Genomic DNA, 18,433 nt, shown 5'->3' on the forward strand with positions numbered 1-18,433 from the left:
CCGGGGCAAGGGGACGGCGCTCCCCCGGGCCACCACGATTCTCGTCGGGCTGTGGTCGACCGCGAACCACAGCCCGACAAGAATCATGATCGCCTGTCAGCTCGGATACGCCTCCAACTCCCAGAGCGAGTAGCCGTAGCCGGTACCCCGGGCGGTGCCGTTGATCCGCAGGTAGCGGCCGGTGGCGCCGAGTCCGGTGTGCTCGTCGACCCCGCCATCGGCGCCGGTCACCGACCTCACCGTGGTCCAGGTGCTGCCGTCCGCCGAGGTCTGGATCTGGTACGCGCTGCCGTACGCCGCCTCCCAGCTCAGCTTCACCCGGCCGATCGCCTGGGACGAGCCCAGGTCGACCCGGATCCACTGCGGGTCGGTGAACACCGAGGACCAGCGGGTGGCCGGGTTCCCGTCCACCGCCGCCGACGCCGGCACGTCCGCCCCCTCGGCGCTGGACGCGGTGGCAGGCCGGTTCAGCAGCAGGTTGCCGCCACCGCTCGGGCCGGACGGGGTGCCGTACACCTCGAACTCCCAGAGCGAGTAGCCGAAGCCGGTGGCCCGGGCGGTGCCGTTGATCCGGACGTACCGGCCGGTGCCGGTCAGCCCGGTGTGGTCGTCGATCCCGCCGTCCGCGCCGGTCACCGACTTCACCGTGGTCCAGGTGCTGCCGTCCGCCGAGGTCTGGATCTGGTACGCGCTGCCGTACGCCGCCTCCCAGTTGAGTCGTACCCGACTGAGCTGGTACGACGCCCCGAGGTCGACAGAGATCCACTGTGGGTCGGCGAACGCGGAGGACCAGCGGGTGGCCGGGTTGCCGTCCACCGCCGCCGAGGCGGGTACGTCGGCACCCTGCACGGTGGACGCGGTGGCCGGACGGTTCAGCGCCAGGTTGCCGGTCGGCTCGGGATCCGGCCCCGGCCCGCCGCCGCCCTCGCCGAGCAGGCTGAACTCGTCGATGTCGTACAGCCCGCCGCCGGTGCCCCGGAACACCAGGTACAGCGTGTGGGTGCCGGCCGGCGCGGTGATGTTCCCGGTGACGTCCCGGAACTCGCCGTACCCACCGGTGGCCGGCACGGTCGCCGAGCCGACGAGCTGTCCGGTCGGCGAGCCGACCCGCAGTTCCAGGGTGTGCCCGCCGACGTTGGCGCCGACCCGGGCCGAGAAGGATCGCACCCCGGTCAGGTTGTACGGGGCGAACGCGATCCAGTCCCCGTTGTCGATGTACCCGACGGCCCGGCCGCCGTGCGCCTGACCCGGGGCGCTGGTCTGCACCCCGTTCGACGACGAGTAGTGCTCGGCCTGACGTACCCGGGGTTGCAGGATGCTCTGCGCGTGGGTGGTCAGCGGCGCCTGCCCGCCGCCCCCGTTGTCGGTGTACTCCGCGTCGACCACCCCGAAGATGTTGGCCGAGACGTCGTGCTCGCCGTCGGCCAGCGTCCGCAGCGTGCCGGTGCAGCCCTGGGCGCTGGTCAGCAGGTGCGCGTGCGAGTCGTGGCCGAGCAGGTAGCTGACCTTGACCCGAGAGCAGTCGATCGTGGTGTCCTGCGGATCGGTCACCACCACCCGGAACGGCACCGTGTCACCGAAGGTGAACGTCTGGCCGTTGAGCGGCAACTCCAGCCGGACCGTCGGGGCGGTGTTGCCGACCGTGATCACCACGCTGGCGGTCGCGCTCCGGCCGGTCGAGTCCCGTACGGTCAGCGTCGCGCTCCGGGTGCCGTTGCCGGTGTAGGTGTAGCTGGGGTTCGGGGCGGTGGAGTCGGTGCTGCCGTTGCCGTCGAAGTCCCAGGCGTAGGTGATCGGGTCGCCGTCCGGATCGAGCGTGCCGGCCGAGGAGAAGGCCACGGTCAGCGGCGCCACCCCGGAGGTCGGGGTCGCCGCGATCACCGGCTTCGGGGCCCGGCCGTTGCGGGCGTACTCGATCCGGTAGACCGCCGAGTGCTCGTCGCCGTTGAAGAACCCGGTGCCGTAGTCGAGTACGTAGAGCGCGCCGTCCGGGCCGAACTCCATGTCCATCACCTGGGTGCCGGTCCACGGGAACGGATTGATCTTGAACGGCTTCCCCGCCTCGTCCAGCACGATGTTCTTGATCCAGCGCCGGCCGAACTCACCGGCGAAGAACGTCCCGTCGTAGTACTCGGGGAACGCCACCTCGGAGGTCGAGTTCGGGTCGTACCGGTAGACCGGGCCGGCCATCGGGGACAGCCCGCCGCCGATGAACTCCGGCGGCTGCGACCCGGTGTACGGCAACCAGGCCGGCACCGCCGCCGGCAGGTTCCGGATCCCGGTGTTGTTCGGCGAGTCGTTGGTCGGCCCGCCCGCGCAGTTGTACTTCGGCCCCGACGGCCCGGACGGGAAAGTGAACTCGTTGTACGCGTCGTTGTTCCCGGTGCAGTACGGCCAGCCGTAGAAGCCGGGCTGGGTGATCCGGGCGAACTCCACCTGCCCGGCCGGTCCCCGGTTCGGGTCGGCGGTGCCGGCGTCCGGACCGTAGTCACCGAGGTAGACCGCCCCGGTCACCTTGTCCACGCTCATCCGGAACGGGTTCCGGAACCCCATCGCGTAGATCTCCGGCCGGGTGTTCGCGGTCCCCGGCGCGAACATGTTGCCGGCCGGCACCGTGTAGCCCCCGCCCGCACTCGGCTTGATCCGCAGCACCTTGCCCCGCAGGTCGTTGCTGTTCGCCGAGGTCCGCTGCGCGTCGAACGCCGGGTTACGGCCGGCCCGCTCGTCGATCGGGCTGAACCCGGCCGAGTCGAACGGGTTGGTGTCGTCCCCGGTGGACAGGTAGAGGTTGCCGGCGGCGTCGAAGTCGATGTCCCCGCCGACGTGGCAACACATGCCCCGGCTGGTCGGTACGTCCAGGATCAGCGTCTCGCTCGCCATGTCCAGGGTGTTGTCCGCCCGTACGGTGAACCGGGCCAACCGGTTGACGCCGTTCCACGGCGCGAAATCGGCCGGCGTACCGGTGGCCGGCGCCCCGCCGCCCGGGGTGTTCAGCGGCGGTGCGTAGAAGGCGTACACCCAGCGGTTGGTGGCGAAGTTGGGGTCGGCCTTGATGCCCTGCAAGCCCTCCTCGTCGCCGGTGTAGACGGCGAGCCGGCCGGCGACCTTGGTGTTGCCGACCGCGTCGGTGTGCCGGATCGTGCCGTCCCGGGCGGTGTGCAGTACGCCCCGGTCCGGCAGCACGGTCAGGCTCATCGGCTCGCCGACCTCGGCCACCCCCTTGGCCAGGGTCACCTGCTGGAAGGTGCTGTCGACAGTGCCGCCGCAGACGCCCGGCGCCGCGCCGGCCGCGGTCCGGATGCCGCCGAGCAGATGGGTTCGGAACAGCGGCTCGGCAAAGGACTCGTCGGTGTGCCCGCCGCCGGTGTACCAGGACCGGCCACCGTCGTAGTTGTGGCACCAGGCGATCGGGTGGTCGTACCCGTTGCCGCCACCGGTGTAGGTCGTCTCGTCCAGGGTGGCCAGCACGTGCACCTTGCCGCGCGGGTTGGCCCGGAAGTTGTACCACTCGTCGGTGCGGTTCCACCGCAGCGGCAGCGTCTCGGTGGACGGGTGCGCCCGGTCGGCAACCTTGACCGTCGCCGGCTGCGGTGCCGGGTGCGAGGCGAAGTACGCCCCGACCAGCCCGCCGTACCACGGCCAGTCGTACTCGGTGTCCGAGGCGGCGTGCACGCCGACGTACCCGTTGCCGGCCTGGATGAAGCGCTGGAAGGCGGCCTGCTGGGCGGTGTCCAGCACGTCGCCGGTGGTGGAGAGCCAGATCACCGCGTCGAACCGGGCCAGGTTCGCGTCGGTGAACGCCCCGGCGTCCTCGGTCGCCTCGACCGCGAAGTTGTTGGCCGTGCCGAGCTGCCCGATGGCGGTGATCCCGGGCCCGATCGACCCGTGCCGGAACCCAGCCGTCTTGGAGAACACCAGCACACTGAACGCCGGGGCCGCACTGGCCGCCGGTGGCGTCACCGCCACTCCGGCAGCGACGAGCAGCAGGCTCAGCGCGGCACCGAGCCATGATCGCATTCGATTGCGCACGGACGGAGTCCTTTCCTGTCAACAACAGACAGGCGTGCGCGCCGTTTCACGCCCCTGGTGGGGGTACGCCACTCCGGCTGGGCCGGCCGGAGAGAGCGCGAGAGATGTGCATACATCGTTACGACCGTGTTGCCACCCCGTCAAGCACTCCCCCCAACTTTCCCGAGAGCGCTCTCTGCGATGTAAGGAAGGGCCCCCGCTTATCGTTTTCTGTAGAAGAAGGGCCCCTTCTTAACGCCTCACCCACCGGCCGAGACGCCGAAGTCGGCCCGGTGGTCCTCCGCCCAGGCCCGGAAGGTGCCGGCCGGACGACCGAGGATGCGCGGCACGTCGTCGGTGACGATCTCGTTGCGGCCGGCTCGCGCCCACGCGGAACCGACCAGCGTCGCCCGCACCGCCGCCGGCCCCAGTCCAGCAGCCGTCAATCGCTGCCGGGCCGCGTCGTCGGGCAGGTCGACCGTGTCGATCGGACGGCCGAGCAACTCGGCCAGCACCTCGGCCTGCTCGGGCACGCTGATCACCGCCGGTCCGGTCAGGGTGTACGTCCGTCCGGCATGCCCGTCCGAGGTCAACGCCGCCACGGCCACCTCGGCCACGTCACGGGGGTCGATCACCCCCTGCCGGGCCGCACCGGTGAGGTTCGGCACCGGGGCTCCCGCCGCGATGGCGCCGGCCCAGCCGAGGGTGTTCGAGGCGAAGCTCGACGGGCTCAGCAGCGTCCAGGCCAGGCCGCTCGCCCGGACGGCCTGCTCGGCCCGCAGGTGCCAGCCGCCGACGACCTGGTCGGCGCCGGCCCCCTCGCCAGCGCCGAACCCCTCGCCGGTGCCGAACCCCTCGCCAGTGCCCAACCCCTCGCCGGTGCCGAACCCCTCGCCGGTGCCGAACCGTTCGCCGGTGCCGAACCCCTCGCGAGCGCCAAACCCCTCGCCAGTGCCCAACCGCTCGCCGGTGCCGATTGCGGAGAGCTTCACGATCCGGGCCACTCCGGCCGCGCGTGCCGCCTCGACCAGAGCCAGGTCGTGCCGGGGCGTCGGCGACGCCGGAGCGGTCAGCAGGAAGACGGCCTCGACGTCGGTCACCGCCCGGCGCAGCGAGGCCGGATCGTCGTAGTCCCCCCGGACGACCTCGACCTCGGACGGGGTCGAGGCCGAGCCCGACCCCGGGGCGGCGGCCGAACCCGAGGCCGAACCCGAGATCGCGGCGGAGGCCGAGCGCGAGATCGCGGCGGCGATCGTGGCGGGTGTCCGGGTCATCGCCCGGACCGGTCCGCCCCGGTCGCGCAGTAGTCGCAGGACGGAGCTTCCGATGGTGCCGCTGGCACCGGTAACGAGGATCATGCCGCCGACGGTGCCAGTGCGCCGTACCCGGCCACTAGGACGTTTCGGCACGGTCGGCCGCAGGTCCGCGGCGGGCCGGGCCGACCGCCCTACCCTGGACCGGTGGAGATCATCGAGGTACGGCCCCCGCTGTTGCCACCGCCGCTTCGGGCGCTGGTCTCCGGGATCGACCTTGCCCGGCCGGTCGGCGACCGGCACCCGGATCCCGTCGAGCGGGTCGTGGTGGACCAACCCGACCACGCCACCTCGCTCGTCTGGCGGTGGGCGCCCGACGGCCGGCCCGAGTTCGTGGTGCTGGGACCCCGCACCCGGGCCGGGTACCACCTGCACCGACCGGTACCGCCGTGCCTGCGGGTACGTCTGCATCCCGGCCGGGCCCACCTGCTGCTGGGACTGCCGGCCCGGAACCTGGTGGACCGGGCCGTGCCGGCACACGCCTTCCTGGGCGGCCCGGCGGACCGGTTGGTCCGGACACTGGGCGGGTTGGTCCGGGAGCCGGACGGCGACGTCGAGCCGGCGGACCTGGTCGCCGCACTGGCGGACGCGCTGACCGGATACCTGTCGGACCGGCCGGTGGCACAGCGCCGGCAGAGCGATCTGGTACGCCGGGCGACCGCCCTGCTCTCCCCCGCCCCCGGCCGACGTCCCGAGCCGGTACCCACGGCGGCCCGCCGGCTGCACGTCAGCGAGCGGCAGCTGCGGAACCTGTTCGACGAGGCGGTCGGGGTCTCGCCCCGGCACTTCGTGCAGATCGACCGGGTACGCGGCGTACTCGCCCGGGCCCGGCCGGGGCGGCTGGCGGAACTCGCCGACGGTGCCGGTTACTACGACCAGTCACACCTGACGGCGGAGTTCCGCCGGCTGATGGGCGTACCGCCCGGGGCCTTCCTCGCCGGGCGCCGCCCCGCACCGGTCGCCTGCCACCAGATCGGTTAACAAGGGGCCCTTCCACCCCCGAAAACGATAAGCGGGGGCCCTTCCTAACGGGCCAGGCGGTCCGCTGCGGCGGCTACCCGCTCGTCGGTGGCCGTCAGCGCTACCCGTACGTGGCGGTTGCCGGCCGGGCCGTAGAACTCGCCCGGTGCGACCAGGATGCCCCGCTGGGCGAACCAGTCCACCGTCGTCCAGCAGTCCTCGTCGCGGGTGGCCCACAGGTAGAGCCCGGCCGCCGAGTGCCCGATCTCGAAACCCGCCTTGACCAGTGCGTCCCGCAGCACCTCGCGCCGGTTCGCGTACCGGGTCCGTTGCTCGACCACGTGCTCGGAGTCGTCGAGCGCCGCGACCATCGCCGCCTGCACCGGAGCCGGCATGATCATCCCCGCGTGCTTGCGTACCGTGAGCAGGGCGCTGACGATCGCCCGGTCCCCCGCGACGAATCCGGCCCGGTAGCCCGCCAGGTTGGATCGCTTGGACAGCGAGTGCACGGCGATCAGGTTGGAGTAGTCGCCGTCGGAGACGTCCGGGTGCAGCACCGAGGTCGGTGCCTCCTCCCAGCCCAGCGAGAGGTAGCACTCGTCGCTGGCGACCACCGCACCGCGCTCGCGGGCCCAGTCCACCGTCTTGCGCAGGTGCGCCGGGGGCAGCACCTGGCCGGTGGGGTTGGACGGCGAGTTGACCCAGACGAGTCGTACCCGGGGATCCGGCCCGACGGCGGTCAGTGAGTCGGCCCGGACGACCTCCGCCCCGGCCAGCCGCGCCCCGACCTCGTAGGTCGGGTAGCAGATCCGGGGGATCACCACCACGTCGCCGGGGCCCACCCCGAGCAGGGTGGGCAGCCAGGCGACCAGCTCCTTGGAGCCGATCGTCGGCAGCACCCCGACCAGGTCCGGGTCGGCCCCACAGGCCCGAGCCACCCAGCTTGTCAGCGCCGCGCGCAGGGCCGGGGTGCCGGCGGTCAACGGGTAGCCCGGGGCGTCCGAGGCCGCCGCGAGGGCGGCCCGGATCGACGCGGGAACCGGGTCGACCGGGGTACCCATCGACAGGTCGACTATCCCGTCCGGGTGCTGCCCGGCCCGCGTCTTGGCCGGTGCGAGCAGGTCCCAGGGAAAGTCGGGCAGGTTGCCGGTACGGCCGGCCGGAGCGCCGTCAGATGCTCGGCCGGAATCCGGTGTTTCGGGGCTCAGTGCTCACCCCGGGCCGGCTGGGCCGCGACGAAGGGGGTGTCCTTTTCGATCTTGCCGGTCTTGGAAGCACCGCCCGGCGAACCGAGGTCCTCGAAGAACTCGTAGTTCGCAGTGGTGTAGTCCTTCCACTGCTCCGGTACGTCGTCCTCGTAGAAGATCGCTTCGACCGGGCAGACCGGCTCACAGGCCCCGCAGTCGACGCACTCATCGGGGTGGATGTAGAGCATCCGGTTGCCCTCGTAGATGCAGTCGACCGGGCATTCCTCGATGCACGCCTTGTCGAGCACATCCACGCACGGCTCGGCGATGATGTAGGTCACCGATCTTCTCCTCCGCAAGCCACGCCGCGATCGACCGCGACGGTAAGAGCCTAGTATGTCGCCGGGGAGGGGGTCGATCGTGCTCGGACGGCGGGATGTGGGACACCGAATCGTAGTTCGGCGGATTGTCGGAAATCAGAGCGGTCGTACCCTGTTCACCGACGCTCTCGGCGAACTTGTCGACCTGACCGAGACTCATCTCACGCTGGCCACCGCGACCGGGCCGCTGCGGGTGCCCCTCGGCGAGGTGCACCGGGCCAAGCGGGTGCCGCCGGCCAGACGCCCGAGCGCGGCGGCGGTGATCGAACTCGAACTGGCCTCGGACGAGGCGTGGCCCGCCCCGGTCCGGGACCGGCTCGGCGACTGGCTGCTGCGTACCGCCGACGGCTGGAGCGGCCGGGCGAACTCGGCCCTCCCGATCGGTGACCCGGACCGACCCCTGGACGACGCGATCGACGCGGTGCAGCACTGGTACGCGGAACGGGGCCAACCGGCACTGATCAACGTTCCACTTCCGCTGGCCGCTCCGGTCGGCGCGACCCTCGACGAGCGTGGCTGGACCACCCGGACGTTGGTGCTGGTGCAGACCGCTCCGCTGACCGCGATCCTGGACGCCGCCCCGGCCCGGACGGATCTTCCCGCGGTGGAGCTGGCGGACACGCCGTCGGCCGGCTGGTTCGGGCTGGCCGCGCACCGCAAGGCGAAGCAGGCGCGCGGGTACGGGGCCGCTCCGTTGCCGGCGACCGAGTTGCCCGCCGCCGCGCAGCACGTGCTCACCGCCGTGGACCAGGTCCGCTTCGCCCACGTGTACGCGGCGCCGGCCGACGCCGGGAGCCGGTCCGCCGAAGATCAGACTGCCGACGGCCGGTCCGCCGGGAGCCAGCCCGCCGAGGGCCAGCCCGCCGACGGTCGATCCGCCGAGGGGCGGGAACTGGTCGCGGTGGCCCGGGGCACGGTCACCGGTCAGGGGCGCTGGCTGGGCCTGAGCCTGGTCGAGGTGGTTCCCGCAGCCCGGCGCCGGGGTCTCGCCCAGCACATGGTCCGAGCCCTGGCGCAGTGGGCCGCCGAACTGGGTGCGACCGGCGCCTTCCTCCAGGTCGAGGAGCGGAACGAGGCCGCCGTGTCGCTCTACCGGCAGCTGGGATTCACCACGCACCACACCTACCAGACCCGGGTCGCACCGCACTGACCCCGGCCGGAACGGTCGGTCAGCGCCGGACCACGCGGCGCGGCTTCGCCTGCTTGGCCTCCGCGAAACGCTTGAGCGACCGCGACCGGTGGTCCTGACCGAGCGCGGTCAGCAGCAGGTAGCCCAGCAGTACGCCACCGGCGGTGAACCCGGCGTAGAGCCAGATCTGTGAGAAGAACGCCCCGGCACCGGAGGCGAACGGCTGGGTGCCGCTGATGAAGGGCCCGACGAAGATCGTCAGAACCATCGCGATCAGCACGGCGAGAGCCATCTCCCCGCCCCAGTCCGGCAGTGGCCGGCGCTGCCCCCGGATGAACGCGAGGGTCGCCAGGACCAGCCCGATCGTGGCGAACATGCCCAGCGAGAGCCGGTCCTGCAACTCGGTGTCGTCGCCGAAGGCGAACCGGCCCACGAGCCGCGCCAGCACGTTGATCCCGAACAGCACACCCGCGAGTACTCCGACCGGCAGCCAACGCTCCTTCATCGCACGTCCTCTTGGCGTAGGGCCCCACCGTCGTTGGGGCATTCTTGCCACAGATTTCTACCACCCGTTGCTGAGTGGATCCATGGTGCGAGAACCCTACGGCCCAGCGCGGAGGTCAGCGCCGGCCCAGCCATGGCTCGGTACCGCGTGGAGCCATGATGATCCGGAACCCCATGACCGCGAAGGCCACCGAGCCACCGAAGATCATCACCAGCCCGACCCAGTTGTTGTTGGCGATCAGGACGTCCCCCTCCGAGGTGCCCCCGGCCGCCACCACCATCAGCATGAACCACACGATGGCCGGCAACGCGAACGCCCACCGGCGACCGACGGCCCGGGGCGCGAACCAGCTCAACGCCACGTTGGCCAGGACCGCGAGCAGCGCCGACACCCCGATCAGCACGCCGCCGACCCGGAGCGTGGAGAGCATCAGCTCCAGGACGGCGGTTACCACGGCTCCGGCCACCGCGAGCAACCCGCCGACGACCCGCAACGCGACGTCCAGCACAGCCAGCACCACCGGCTGGCTGGCCGGCGGCGACGGGTCGGGGTTCACTTCCGGCGGCGCGGACATCGGCAGGCTCGGCAGGCTCACCGTGCGCCCGCCTCCGCCGGCGTACCGACCGGGGGCGTCGGCACCACCACCGCCGCTGGCTCGCCGGCGGAGGAATCCGCCGCCACCGCAGTCGCCTGCGCCGGCAGGGACAGGCCGGCGAACAGGTCGTCCTCCCAGCCGTACGGCCCGGAGCCCGGACCCTTGGCTCCGACGGCGAGGGTGTAGTACTCCACACCCATGAACTCGCCGCCGAAGTTGCTGGCGATGGAGTAGAGCCAGGAGTTGTCCGGGATCTGGGTCGCGTGCGCCCGCATGGCCGCCTCCTTGGCGGCGTGGTGGTCGGTGCCGTCGATCCGGGCCGCGATCTGCGCGTCGGGCGTACCGAACGGCAGCTCGTCGGCCTGGTCGGTGCCCGCGAACGGATTGTCCGACGAGTCCGCGAAGGCGAGCAGGCCCGCCTCCAGCACGCTCTTCGGCATCGCCGTCCAGTAGATCTTGGCTGGGCCGAAGCCCTCGGCCGTGGCCAGCTCCGCCGCGCGCATCGCCACCCGGTGTGCCTGGATGTGGTCGGGGTGCCCGTAGAAGCCGTTCGGGTCGTAGGTGACCATCACCTGCGGCCGTACCTCACGCATGATCTCGACCAGGTAGCCCGCCGCCTCGTCGAGATCGGCCTGCCAGAAGGCTCGTGGATGGTCGTTGGTGGCCAGGCCCATCATGCCCGAGTCCCGGTACCGCCCGGCACCGCCGAGGAACCGATGATCCCGTACGCCCAGCGCGGCGCACGCGCCAGCCAACTCGGCGATCCGGTAGCCGCCCAGTTGGTCACTCTCGGCGGCGGCGAGCCCGGCAAACGCCGGCACGTGGATCTCGCCCTCCTCGCCGAGGGTGCAGGTGACCAGGGTGACCCCGCCGCCCGCCGCCGCGTAGTACGCCATCGTCGCGCCGGTCCCGATCGCCTCGTCGTCGGGGTGTGCGTGCACCAGCAGCAGCCGCCGAGCGGGTGGCTCCGGAGCCGTCCGGGCCGGATCGGCCGAGTCGGACGGGTCGGGCGGGCCGGCGAGGTCGGCTGAGGCGGCCAGATTCGTCACCCGGGCCACTTTACGCGGCGCGGTCCGACATCCCGTATCCAGGGAGTTAGTCGACATACCCGGAGAGTTAGCAAATGGTCACGGCCATCTGACTGACACACGATAGCCGGCTCGGCCACATCACCGATCGCCCGGCTCTACGATCACGATGTGGACTACCCGGAGCTGGCTGCCCGAACCCGCCGCTTCAGCCGCGGCGCACCGCGGGCGGTGACGGTGGCCAACGACGGCTCACGGGTGCTCTTCCTCCGCTCCGGCGGCCCGACCGACCCGGTCGACGCGCTCTGGCAGTTCGATGTCGCGTCCGGCACCGAACGACTGGTCGCCGATCCCGCCGGATTGCTCGGCACCGACGGCCCCGACAGCACCACCGACGGCGACACCGACCCGATTCCGACCGGCGACATGGGCCCGGCGGCGTTGCAGGGCGACCCCGGTCCCCTTGCCGGGCTACCGCACGGACCCGGAACCGTCGACCCGACCGCCGCCGCACCGCACTCGACGGAGCAGGCGCTACGGGAACGGCTCCGGCTGAGCGCCTCGGGCATCGCCCAGTACGCGACCGACCCGGCCGCCCGGGTGGCCGTCTTCACCGTCTCCGGCCGGCTGTTCCGGGCGGACCTGATTAACGGCGACGTGGTCGAGGTGGCCGTCACCGGTCCGGTGGTCGATCCCCGTCCGGATCCCACCGGCCAGCGCCTCGCGTACGTCACCGACGCGTCCCACGCCCCCGAACCGTCCGGCAACGGCGGCACCTCCGGCGGGGCCGACGCGGCGGGTGCCGGACGGATCGGACAGCTCCGGGTGGTCGAGCACGACGGCACCGACACCCTGCTTGCCGGCGAGGACGCCGGAGTCACCTGGGGGCTGGCCGAGTTCATCGCGGCCGAGGAGTTCGACCGGTTCCGGGGTTACTGGTGGGCGCCGGACGGCCGGTCGATCCTCGCCGCCCGGGTCGACGAGTCGCGGCTGCCCCGCTGGCACCTGCACGATCCCGGTGATCCGGCCAGCCCGCCGCGCTCGGTGGCGTACCCCCGGGCGGGTGGACCGAACGCCGAGGTCAGCCTGCATCTGCTGGACCTCGACGGCGGCTGGGTAGACGTGCACTGGGACCGGGAGACCTACCCCTACCTGGTCTCGGTGGAGTGGGCCGAGACCGGGCCGCTGATCACCGTGCTGCGCCGGTTGCAGCAGCACGGCCTGGTGCTGGCCGTCGACCCGCGAACCGGCGAGACCCAGGTGCACGCCGAACTCGCCGATCCGCGCTGGGTCGATCCGGTCGCCGGCACCCCCCGACACCTGCCCGACGGTCGGGTGCTGGTCGGCGGCGAACTCGCACACGACGGTTACGACGCCCGCTGTCTGTTCGCCGACGGCACCCTGCTCACCCCGCCGTCGCTCTACGTCCGTCGGGTGGTCGGCTGGTTGCCGAACCGGAACGGCAGTCCCGACCTGCTGGTCGAGGGAAGCAACGGCGAGCCGAGCCAGCAGCACCTGTTCCGGATCCGTACCGCGATCGGGGCCGGCGGGATCGACGCCCGACGGCTCACCGCGGACCCGGGCTGGCACAGCGCCGTGGTCGGCGGCGACGTGCTGGCGGTGCAGGCCAGGTCGCTGGACCAGGCGGGCGGCCAGTGGACGGTATGGCAGGGCGACCGGGAGGTGGGCGTCCTGCGGTCGTCGGCGGCGACGCCGCCGTACGCGCCCCGGCCCGCGCTCGAACGGGTCACCGACCGCCGGTTGCCGGCCGCGGTGGTCTATCCGGGCAATCACGTCGCCGGCCGCCGACTTCCGGTCCTGCTCGACGTGTACGGCGGCCCGGGGCACCAGGAGGTGGTCGCCGCCCGGTCCGTGTGGCTGGAGCGGCAGTGGTGGGCCGATTCCGGGTTTGCCGTGGTCACCATCGACAACCGGGGTACGCCCGGCGTCGCGCCCTCCTTCGAGAAGGTGATCCACCGGCGTCTCGCCGACGTGATCCTGGCCGACCAGGCAGACGCGCTCACCGCACTGGCCGGCAAGCATCCCGATCTCGACCTCGGCAGGGTCGCGATCCGGGGTTGGTCGTTCGGCGGCTGGCTGGCCGCGCTCGCGGTGCTGCGCCGCCCCGACCTGTTCCGGTGTGCCATCGCCGGGGCCCCGGTCACCGACTGGACGCTCTACGACACCGCCTACACCGAGCGCTACCTCGGGATGCCCTCGGACAGCCCCGAGGTGTACGCCCACCACTCACTGCTCGAACTGGCCCGGGAGCCGGTACGCGCCCCCGACGAGGCCCGGCCGATCCTGCTGGTGCACGGCCTCGCCGACGACAACGTGGTGGCCGCGCACACCCTGCGGCTCTCCGCCGCGCTGCTCGCGACCGGACGCCCACACTCGGTCATCCCGCTGACCGGCGCCACCCACATGGCCGCCGGTGGCGCCGCCGAGCGGCTGCTCGCGCTCGAACTCGACTTCCTCCGCCGCCACCTGTAACCGGCCCGCCACTCGGCCGCCGTCAGCCCTGCCACCGGCCGCCGTCAGCCCGGACGCCGGCCTCACGGCGTACGGCGGTCGAGGTCCACGCAGTCGTACTCGTCGGGCAACAGGGGGCGGACCGCGACGGTGAGCGACTCTCCGCCGCTTTGCCACCGGGTCGTCAGGGGCACATCGCGTCCGAGCGCCTCCGGGTCCGGCCCGGCCGAGCTAGCCGAGCTGGCCGAGCCGAGGACCGTACACAGGCCGACCCGGGTCGGTACCCCGGCCCGGAGGTCCGGACCCGGCCACTGCCGGACGGTGCTGCCGGTGCCGCCCGGCGACTCACCCCAGCCACCCGTCGCGAGTACGGCGAGCCGGCTCGGCCGGTAGTCGGCGACCCGGGTCGGATCGGTCGGTAGGGCGAGGAGCCGTACATTCCGGCGGAACTCGACGATCCGGCCACGTGCCCCGAATTCGCTCTCGCGCGGTGACACCAGCGTGGTGGTCTGGAGCCGTCCGGCCGTGTGCAACGAGGCGACGAGCAGCGAACCGTCGGTGGCGGGCACCGGGTCGTCGAGTTGGAGGGACCGGGCCAGTCCGGCGGCGTGTGCCAGCCGGTAGATCTGCCGGTACCGGTCCGGACTGAGCGTGTACTCGAGGGCCCGGTGCACGGAGCCGTCCCATCGACCTCGGGCGATCACCCGGCCCCCGCCGTAGAGGGAGAACTCCGGCAGTTCCGCCCGCTCGTACGGCGGGGTCATGCTCTCCCACTCCCGCAACTGGATCACCAGCGTGCCCGGATCGGCCGGCGGTTCGGGCACCCCCGTCACGTCGAATCCCGACACCGAGCCGGTGAGCATGCCGGACAGGCACAACGTCACGAAGGAGGGAACCAGACGGGCAATCCGGGTCGATGGCCACACGGCGATTCCGACGCGTACCCGGCCACGCCGGTTCCCGGAATCGAGGAGTTCGGCGCCGAACACCGACGCGCACGGCTGCTGGTCCGATCCGGCGGCCGTGGTTCTCCGCGCGGACTTCCGCACCGTGCCAGAATCGGCCCGTGACGCGACCGTCAATCTTCGAGTTCGCCGGCGGCGAGCCCGCGTTCCTCGCGCTGGCTGTCGCACACCACCGGCGCTGTCTGCAAGATCCGGTGCTGAACCATCCGTTCTCGCATCCCGGGCATCCGGAGCACGAACAGCGGCTGGCCAGCTACTGGGCCGAGGTCTTCGGCGGTCCCACCCGCTACTCGCGGTCGTACGGCGGTCAGCCCGGGATGATGCGCCTGCACGCCGGCCAGGGGATGGAGGATGACCTGGGCGAACGCTTCGTCCGGTGCTTCCTGCTGGCCGCCGATGACGCCGGGCTGCCCGAAGACCCGGAGTTTCGGGCCAGCCTGGCGGCGTACATGCGCTGGGCCGTGGGCGACGTTCTCGCCTACTCCCGCTCCGGCAGTCGGGTACCGACGGAACTGCCGGTGCCCCGGTGGTCGTGGGACGGACTCCAGGACGACAACCCGGCCTGACGACATCCAACCGACGTCCGCCGACGACCGTGCCGAGATATGCGGCGCCGGATGGTGTCCGGAACCGGGCCACGGCCCCGACGTCTCCGGTGCAGGCACCGTGCAGGTGCCGGTGGAGAGGAGACATCGTGAAATACATGATCATGCTGAGCGGCTCGCAGCGGGACTACGACGCGATGGGCGGGAAGGGCACCGACGGCTCACCGGCCTGGGCGCCGGAGGACATGGCGGCACTGCACGAGTTCATGGCGGCGTGGAACAACGAACTGGTGGAATCGGGGGAGTTCGTCGACGCCCGGGGGCTGAGCGCGCCGGTACACGCCCGGCGGATCCAGCTCTCCGACGGCGTGCCGGTGGTGACCGACGGGCCGTACCCGGAGACCCAGGAGGTGCTGGCCGGCTACACGATCGTCGAGTGCGACAGCTTCGACCGCGCGACCGAGATCGCGGCGAGGCTGGCGAAGACGCCGCATCCGGAGAGCGCGACGCTGACCAACGGGTGGTACGTGGACGTGCGCCCGATCGCCGAGGGCATCGACGACCTGTAGAGCCTGTAGAGGCTGTTTCGTGCCGGAGAACGACGTCGAGGACCTGCTGCGCCAACTGGCGCCGCAGGTCCTCGGCGCGCTGGTCCGCCGGTACGGGCACTTCGACACCGCCGAGGACGCGGTGCAGGAGGCGCTGCTCGCCGCCGCCACCGGGTGGCCGGCGGACGGCGTACCGGAGAGTCCGCGAGGCTGGTTGATCACGGTCGCCTCGCGCCGCCTGACCGACCTGCTCCGCAGTGAGCAGGCCCGGCGGCGCCGCGAGGACACCGTCGCCCGGTGGACGCTCCCCGACCAGTGGCTGGCGCCCGCCGCCGACCACCCGCCGCCTGCCTCCGACGACACCCTGATCCTGCTCTTTCTCTGCTGCCACCCGGCGCTGTCGCCGGCCTCGCAGATCGCGCTGACCCTGCGCGCGGTCGGCGGCCTGACCACCACGGAGATCGCCCGGGCCTTCCTGGTGCCGGAGGCGACGATGACCCGGCGGATCAGCCGTGCCAAGCAGCGGATCAGGGACAGCGGCGTCCCGTTCGGGATGCCACCGGCTCCGGAACGCACCAAGCGGCTCGGCGCCGTACTGCACGCGCTCTACCTGATCTTCAACGAGGGGTACGTCAGCACGTCCGGCCCGGCCCTCTACCGCCCCGAACTCTCCGGCGAGGCGATCCGGCTGGCCCGGCTGGTCCACCGGCTGCTGCCGGACGACGCGGAGGTGACCGGGCTGCTGGCGCTGATGCTGCTCACCGATGCCCGGCGGCCGGCACGTACCGGCCCGGACGGGGCGCTGGTGCCAATGGCCGAGCAGGACCGGAGCCGCTGGAACGCCGCACACATCGCCGAGGGCGTGGCCCTGGTCGGCGAGGCGCTGCCCCGGGGGCCGACCGGCCCGTACCAGATCCAGGCGGCGATCGCGGCGCTGCACGACGAGGCGCCCAGTACCGAGGCGACCGACTGGCCGCAGATCGTGGCCCTGTACGAGCTGCTGATGCGGATCTCCGCCAACCCGATGGTGGCGCTGAACCACGCCGTCGCGGTCGCCATGGCACACGGGCCGACGGCCGGGCTCGACCTGCTGACGACCCTCGAATCCGACGACCGGATCGCCGAGGACCACCGGATGTACGCGGTCCGGGCGCACCTGTTGGAGCTGGCCGGCGACCGGCCGGCGGCGCGGGAGGCGTACGAGGCGGCGGCCCGGCGTACGACCAGCCTGCCGCAGCAGCGCTACCTGAACGGCCGAGCCGACCGCCTCGACGACGACCGGTGAACAGGGGTCAGCCGGCGTTCGACCACGAGCGGTGGGACAGGACGAGCCGGTAACCGTCCGGGTCCTCGATCGTGACCCCCCAGCGGTCCCAGTACGGCCCCTGGGACACCCGCCGGCCGCCGGCCCGTTCGAGGCGGGTCACCAGCGTGTCGTCCACCGGACCGGACAGGTACAGCACGAGCAGGTCCTCGGCGGTCGGTGTCGGCACCGCGTCGAGATCCGCGCCACCGACGAGTTCCAGATGCCAGCCCGCCTCGGGCCAGCCGAGCATCAGCAGGTCGTGCTCGCCCGGGCCGCCACCCGTGGCGCGGTAGAGCACCGCCAACCCCAGGCCGCCCACGTAGAAACGTTCCACCGCCGCAAGATCACGACTGGGTCGGGCGATCCGGAGCTGGGCTTTCGGGTCGATCATCGGAGACAACTCCTTCCGGTTGGGCGACCAGCCTGCGACCTGAAGCCCGCTTCAGGTCAAGGCGACCCCACTCAAGGCGACCCAGTTCGACCCCGGTGATTGATATGACCTCCGTGACAGGGCCCGCCTTCGGCGCCGAATCTGTCGGTGCCCGGCGACAGGATGGCCAGCGCCATGCCGTACCGATCGAGATCGCGGAGACCCACCATGCCCATCCGTACCGCCGTGACGCTGAACTTCGTCGAGAAGGGCGAGGGCATTCCGGTGCTGGCGCTGCACGGCTGGACGCCCGACCACCGGCTCATGACGGGCTGCCTGGAGCCGATCTTCGCCACCCGCGACGGGTACCGCCGGCTCTATCCGGACCTGCCCGGGATGGGCAGGTCGGCGGCCCCGCCGTCGATCGCCAGCTCCGACGACGTCCTCGACGCCGTGCAGGACTTCGTCGACGACACCATCGGCGACGCGCCGTTCCTGTTGCTCGGCGAGTCCTATGGCGGATACCTGGCCCGGGGGCTGGTCCGGGCCCGGGGCGAGCAGGTGCTCGGGCTGGCCCTGATCTGCCCGATCGGCACCGCCGTGGAGCACGCCGACCGGACCGTACCGGAGCACCAGGTGCTGCGGCCGGATCCGGAGCTTCTGGACTCGCTGGACGACCGGCTCGCCGAGGAGTTCGCCGACAACTCCGTCGTGCAGACCCCGGAGACGCTGCGCCGGTTCCGCGACGAGATCCTGACCGGCCTCGACATTCGGGACACCGAGGCGATGGCCCGGATCCGGCAGCGCTGGCTGCTTCGCATCGAACCGGAGTCCGGTACGCCGTACGAGCGGCCGACCCTGATCCTGACCGGTCGGCAGGACGAGAGTGTCGGTTATCTCGATCAGTTCGCGCTGCTGCCGCACTATCCCCGGGCCACCTTCGTCGTGCTCGACGTGGCCGGGCACAATCTGCAGATTGAGCAGCCGAGACTGTTCGACGCGCTGGTGCTGGAGTGGCTCGACCGGGTCGCCGCCGAATCCTGACCGGGGGCCGCCCGGCCCGGACCGGCCACCGGGACTCCGTCCCAGGAAGTGCAGGAGTTCGCACCTGGCGGCGCTCTA

16 protein-coding genes are annotated in these 18,433 nt (G+C 72.1%); 7 read left to right on the forward strand and 9 right to left on the reverse strand.

Annotation, left to right across the window (positions count from 1 at the left end; genetic code table 11):
• Positions 1 to 96: 96 nt before the first annotated feature.
• Positions 97 to 4,017: a ThuA domain-containing protein gene (locus ACFP2T_RS01355; RefSeq protein WP_417629200.1), complete on the reverse strand. Its 3,921-nt coding sequence runs from the start codon at positions 4,015 to 4,017 to the stop codon at positions 97 to 99.
• A gap of 251 nt (positions 4,018 to 4,268) precedes the next feature.
• Entirely contained in the window at positions 4,269 to 5,366 is a 1,098-nt protein-coding gene (locus ACFP2T_RS01360; RefSeq protein ID WP_377416367.1) for an NAD(P)H-binding protein, read from the reverse strand.
• Between the two features lie 102 nt (positions 5,367 to 5,468).
• Between ACFP2T_RS01360 and ACFP2T_RS01365 the strand changes: the two genes are divergently transcribed.
• On the forward strand, positions 5,469 to 6,302 hold the full coding sequence (locus ACFP2T_RS01365; protein WP_377416369.1) for an AraC family transcriptional regulator: 834 nt from the start codon (positions 5,469 to 5,471) through the stop codon (positions 6,300 to 6,302).
• Between the two features lie 44 nt (positions 6,303 to 6,346).
• On the opposite strand, the gene dapC is transcribed toward ACFP2T_RS01365, so the two are convergent.
• Positions 6,347 to 7,423 carry a succinyldiaminopimelate transaminase gene (gene dapC, locus ACFP2T_RS01370; RefSeq protein WP_377417823.1) on the reverse strand — a complete coding sequence of 359 codons (1,077 nt, stop codon included), beginning with the start codon at positions 7,421 to 7,423 and terminating at the stop codon, positions 6,347 to 6,349.
• A gap of 62 nt (positions 7,424 to 7,485) precedes the next feature.
• Positions 7,486 to 7,809 carry a ferredoxin gene (gene fdxA, locus ACFP2T_RS01375; protein ID WP_377416371.1) on the reverse strand — a complete coding sequence of 108 codons (324 nt, stop codon included), beginning with the start codon at positions 7,807 to 7,809 and terminating at the stop codon, positions 7,486 to 7,488.
• A 79-nt stretch (positions 7,810 to 7,888) separates the two neighbouring features.
• Between fdxA and ACFP2T_RS01380 the strand changes: the two genes are divergently transcribed.
• A complete protein-coding gene (locus tag ACFP2T_RS01380; protein ID WP_377416373.1) occupies positions 7,889 to 8,998 on the forward strand; it encodes a GNAT family N-acetyltransferase in 1,110 nt (369 codons plus the stop codon).
• A gap of 19 nt (positions 8,999 to 9,017) precedes the next feature.
• Here the strand turns inward: ACFP2T_RS01380 and ACFP2T_RS01385 are convergent, their stop codons facing one another.
• From ACFP2T_RS01385 to mshB, 3 genes are all read right to left on the reverse strand, one after another.
• Positions 9,018 to 9,482 carry a hypothetical protein gene (locus ACFP2T_RS01385; protein WP_377416375.1) on the reverse strand — a complete coding sequence of 155 codons (465 nt, stop codon included), beginning with the start codon at positions 9,480 to 9,482 and terminating at the stop codon, positions 9,018 to 9,020.
• Between the two features lie 115 nt (positions 9,483 to 9,597).
• A complete protein-coding gene (locus ACFP2T_RS01390) occupies positions 9,598 to 10,056 on the reverse strand; it encodes a hypothetical protein (protein WP_377417825.1) in 459 nt (152 codons plus the stop codon).
• 17 nt (positions 10,057 to 10,073) lie between these two features.
• Positions 10,074 to 11,027, reverse strand: coding sequence for an N-acetyl-1-D-myo-inositol-2-amino-2-deoxy-alpha-D-glucopyranoside deacetylase (gene mshB / locus ACFP2T_RS01395; protein WP_377417827.1), 954 nt, complete (start codon positions 11,025 to 11,027; stop codon positions 10,074 to 10,076).
• 249 nt (positions 11,028 to 11,276) lie between these two features.
• On the opposite strand from mshB, the gene ACFP2T_RS01400 reads away from it, so the two are divergent.
• Positions 11,277 to 13,598 carry a S9 family peptidase gene (locus ACFP2T_RS01400; protein WP_377416377.1) on the forward strand — a complete coding sequence of 774 codons (2,322 nt, stop codon included), beginning with the start codon at positions 11,277 to 11,279 and terminating at the stop codon, positions 13,596 to 13,598.
• A 62-nt stretch (positions 13,599 to 13,660) separates the two neighbouring features.
• On the opposite strand, the gene ACFP2T_RS01405 is transcribed toward ACFP2T_RS01400, so the two are convergent.
• On the reverse strand, positions 13,661 to 14,626 hold the full coding sequence (locus tag ACFP2T_RS01405) for a hypothetical protein (RefSeq protein WP_377416379.1): 966 nt from the start codon (positions 14,624 to 14,626) through the stop codon (positions 13,661 to 13,663).
• Positions 14,627 to 14,643: 17 nt separating this feature from the next.
• On the opposite strand from ACFP2T_RS01405, the gene ACFP2T_RS01410 reads away from it, so the two are divergent.
• The 3 genes from ACFP2T_RS01410 to ACFP2T_RS01420 all read left to right on the forward strand — a co-directional run bounded on the left by ACFP2T_RS01410 (position 14,644) and on the right by ACFP2T_RS01420 (position 16,920).
• On the forward strand, positions 14,644 to 15,108 hold the full coding sequence (locus ACFP2T_RS01410) for a group II truncated hemoglobin (RefSeq protein ID WP_377416381.1): 465 nt from the start codon (positions 14,644 to 14,646) through the stop codon (positions 15,106 to 15,108).
• Positions 15,109 to 15,245: 137 nt separating this feature from the next.
• Positions 15,246 to 15,656: a YciI family protein gene (locus ACFP2T_RS01415; protein WP_377417829.1), complete on the forward strand. Its 411-nt coding sequence runs from the start codon at positions 15,246 to 15,248 to the stop codon at positions 15,654 to 15,656.
• A 19-nt stretch (positions 15,657 to 15,675) separates the two neighbouring features.
• On the forward strand, positions 15,676 to 16,920 hold the full coding sequence (locus ACFP2T_RS01420) for an RNA polymerase sigma factor (protein WP_377416383.1): 1,245 nt from the start codon (positions 15,676 to 15,678) through the stop codon (positions 16,918 to 16,920).
• A 7-nt stretch (positions 16,921 to 16,927) separates the two neighbouring features.
• Here ACFP2T_RS01420 and ACFP2T_RS01425 read toward each other — a convergent pair whose 3' ends face one another.
• Positions 16,928 to 17,332, reverse strand: coding sequence for a VOC family protein (locus tag ACFP2T_RS01425; protein ID WP_377416385.1), 405 nt, complete (start codon positions 17,330 to 17,332; stop codon positions 16,928 to 16,930).
• Positions 17,333 to 17,539: 207 nt separating this feature from the next.
• Between ACFP2T_RS01425 and ACFP2T_RS01430 the strand changes: the two genes are divergently transcribed.
• Complete coding sequence (locus ACFP2T_RS01430; protein WP_377416387.1) at positions 17,540 to 18,355, forward strand: alpha/beta fold hydrolase; 816 nt, start codon at positions 17,540 to 17,542, stop codon at positions 18,353 to 18,355.
• The last annotated feature ends 78 nt before the right edge of the window (positions 18,356 to 18,433 follow it).

The sequence above is a fragment of the Plantactinospora solaniradicis genome, assembly GCF_042658085.1.
Classification (GTDB): domain Bacteria; phylum Actinomycetota; class Actinomycetes; order Mycobacteriales; family Micromonosporaceae; genus Plantactinospora; species Plantactinospora solaniradicis.

Excerpts from the sequence above, each read along its gene's own strand:
- ACFP2T_RS01355 (WP_417629200.1), bottom strand. The coding sequence starts at position 4,017 with ATGCGATCATGGCTCGGTGCCGCGCTGAGCCTGCTGCTCGTCGCTGCC.
- ACFP2T_RS01360 (WP_377416367.1), bottom strand. The coding sequence starts at position 5,366 with ATGATCCTCGTTACCGGTGCCAGCGGCACCATCGGAAGCTCCGTCCTG.
- ACFP2T_RS01385 (WP_377416375.1), bottom strand. The coding sequence starts at position 9,482 with ATGAAGGAGCGTTGGCTGCCGGTCGGAGTACTCGCGGGTGTGCTGTTC.
- ACFP2T_RS01390 (WP_377417825.1), bottom strand. The coding sequence starts at position 10,056 with ATGTCCGCGCCGCCGGAAGTGAACCCCGACCCGTCGCCGCCGGCCAGC.
- ACFP2T_RS01415 (WP_377417829.1), top strand. The coding sequence starts at position 15,246 with ATGATCATGCTGAGCGGCTCGCAGCGGGACTACGACGCGATGGGCGGG.
- ACFP2T_RS01425 (WP_377416385.1), bottom strand. The coding sequence starts at position 17,332 with ATGATCGACCCGAAAGCCCAGCTCCGGATCGCCCGACCCAGTCGTGAT.
- ACFP2T_RS01430 (WP_377416387.1), top strand. The coding sequence starts at position 17,540 with ATGCCCATCCGTACCGCCGTGACGCTGAACTTCGTCGAGAAGGGCGAG.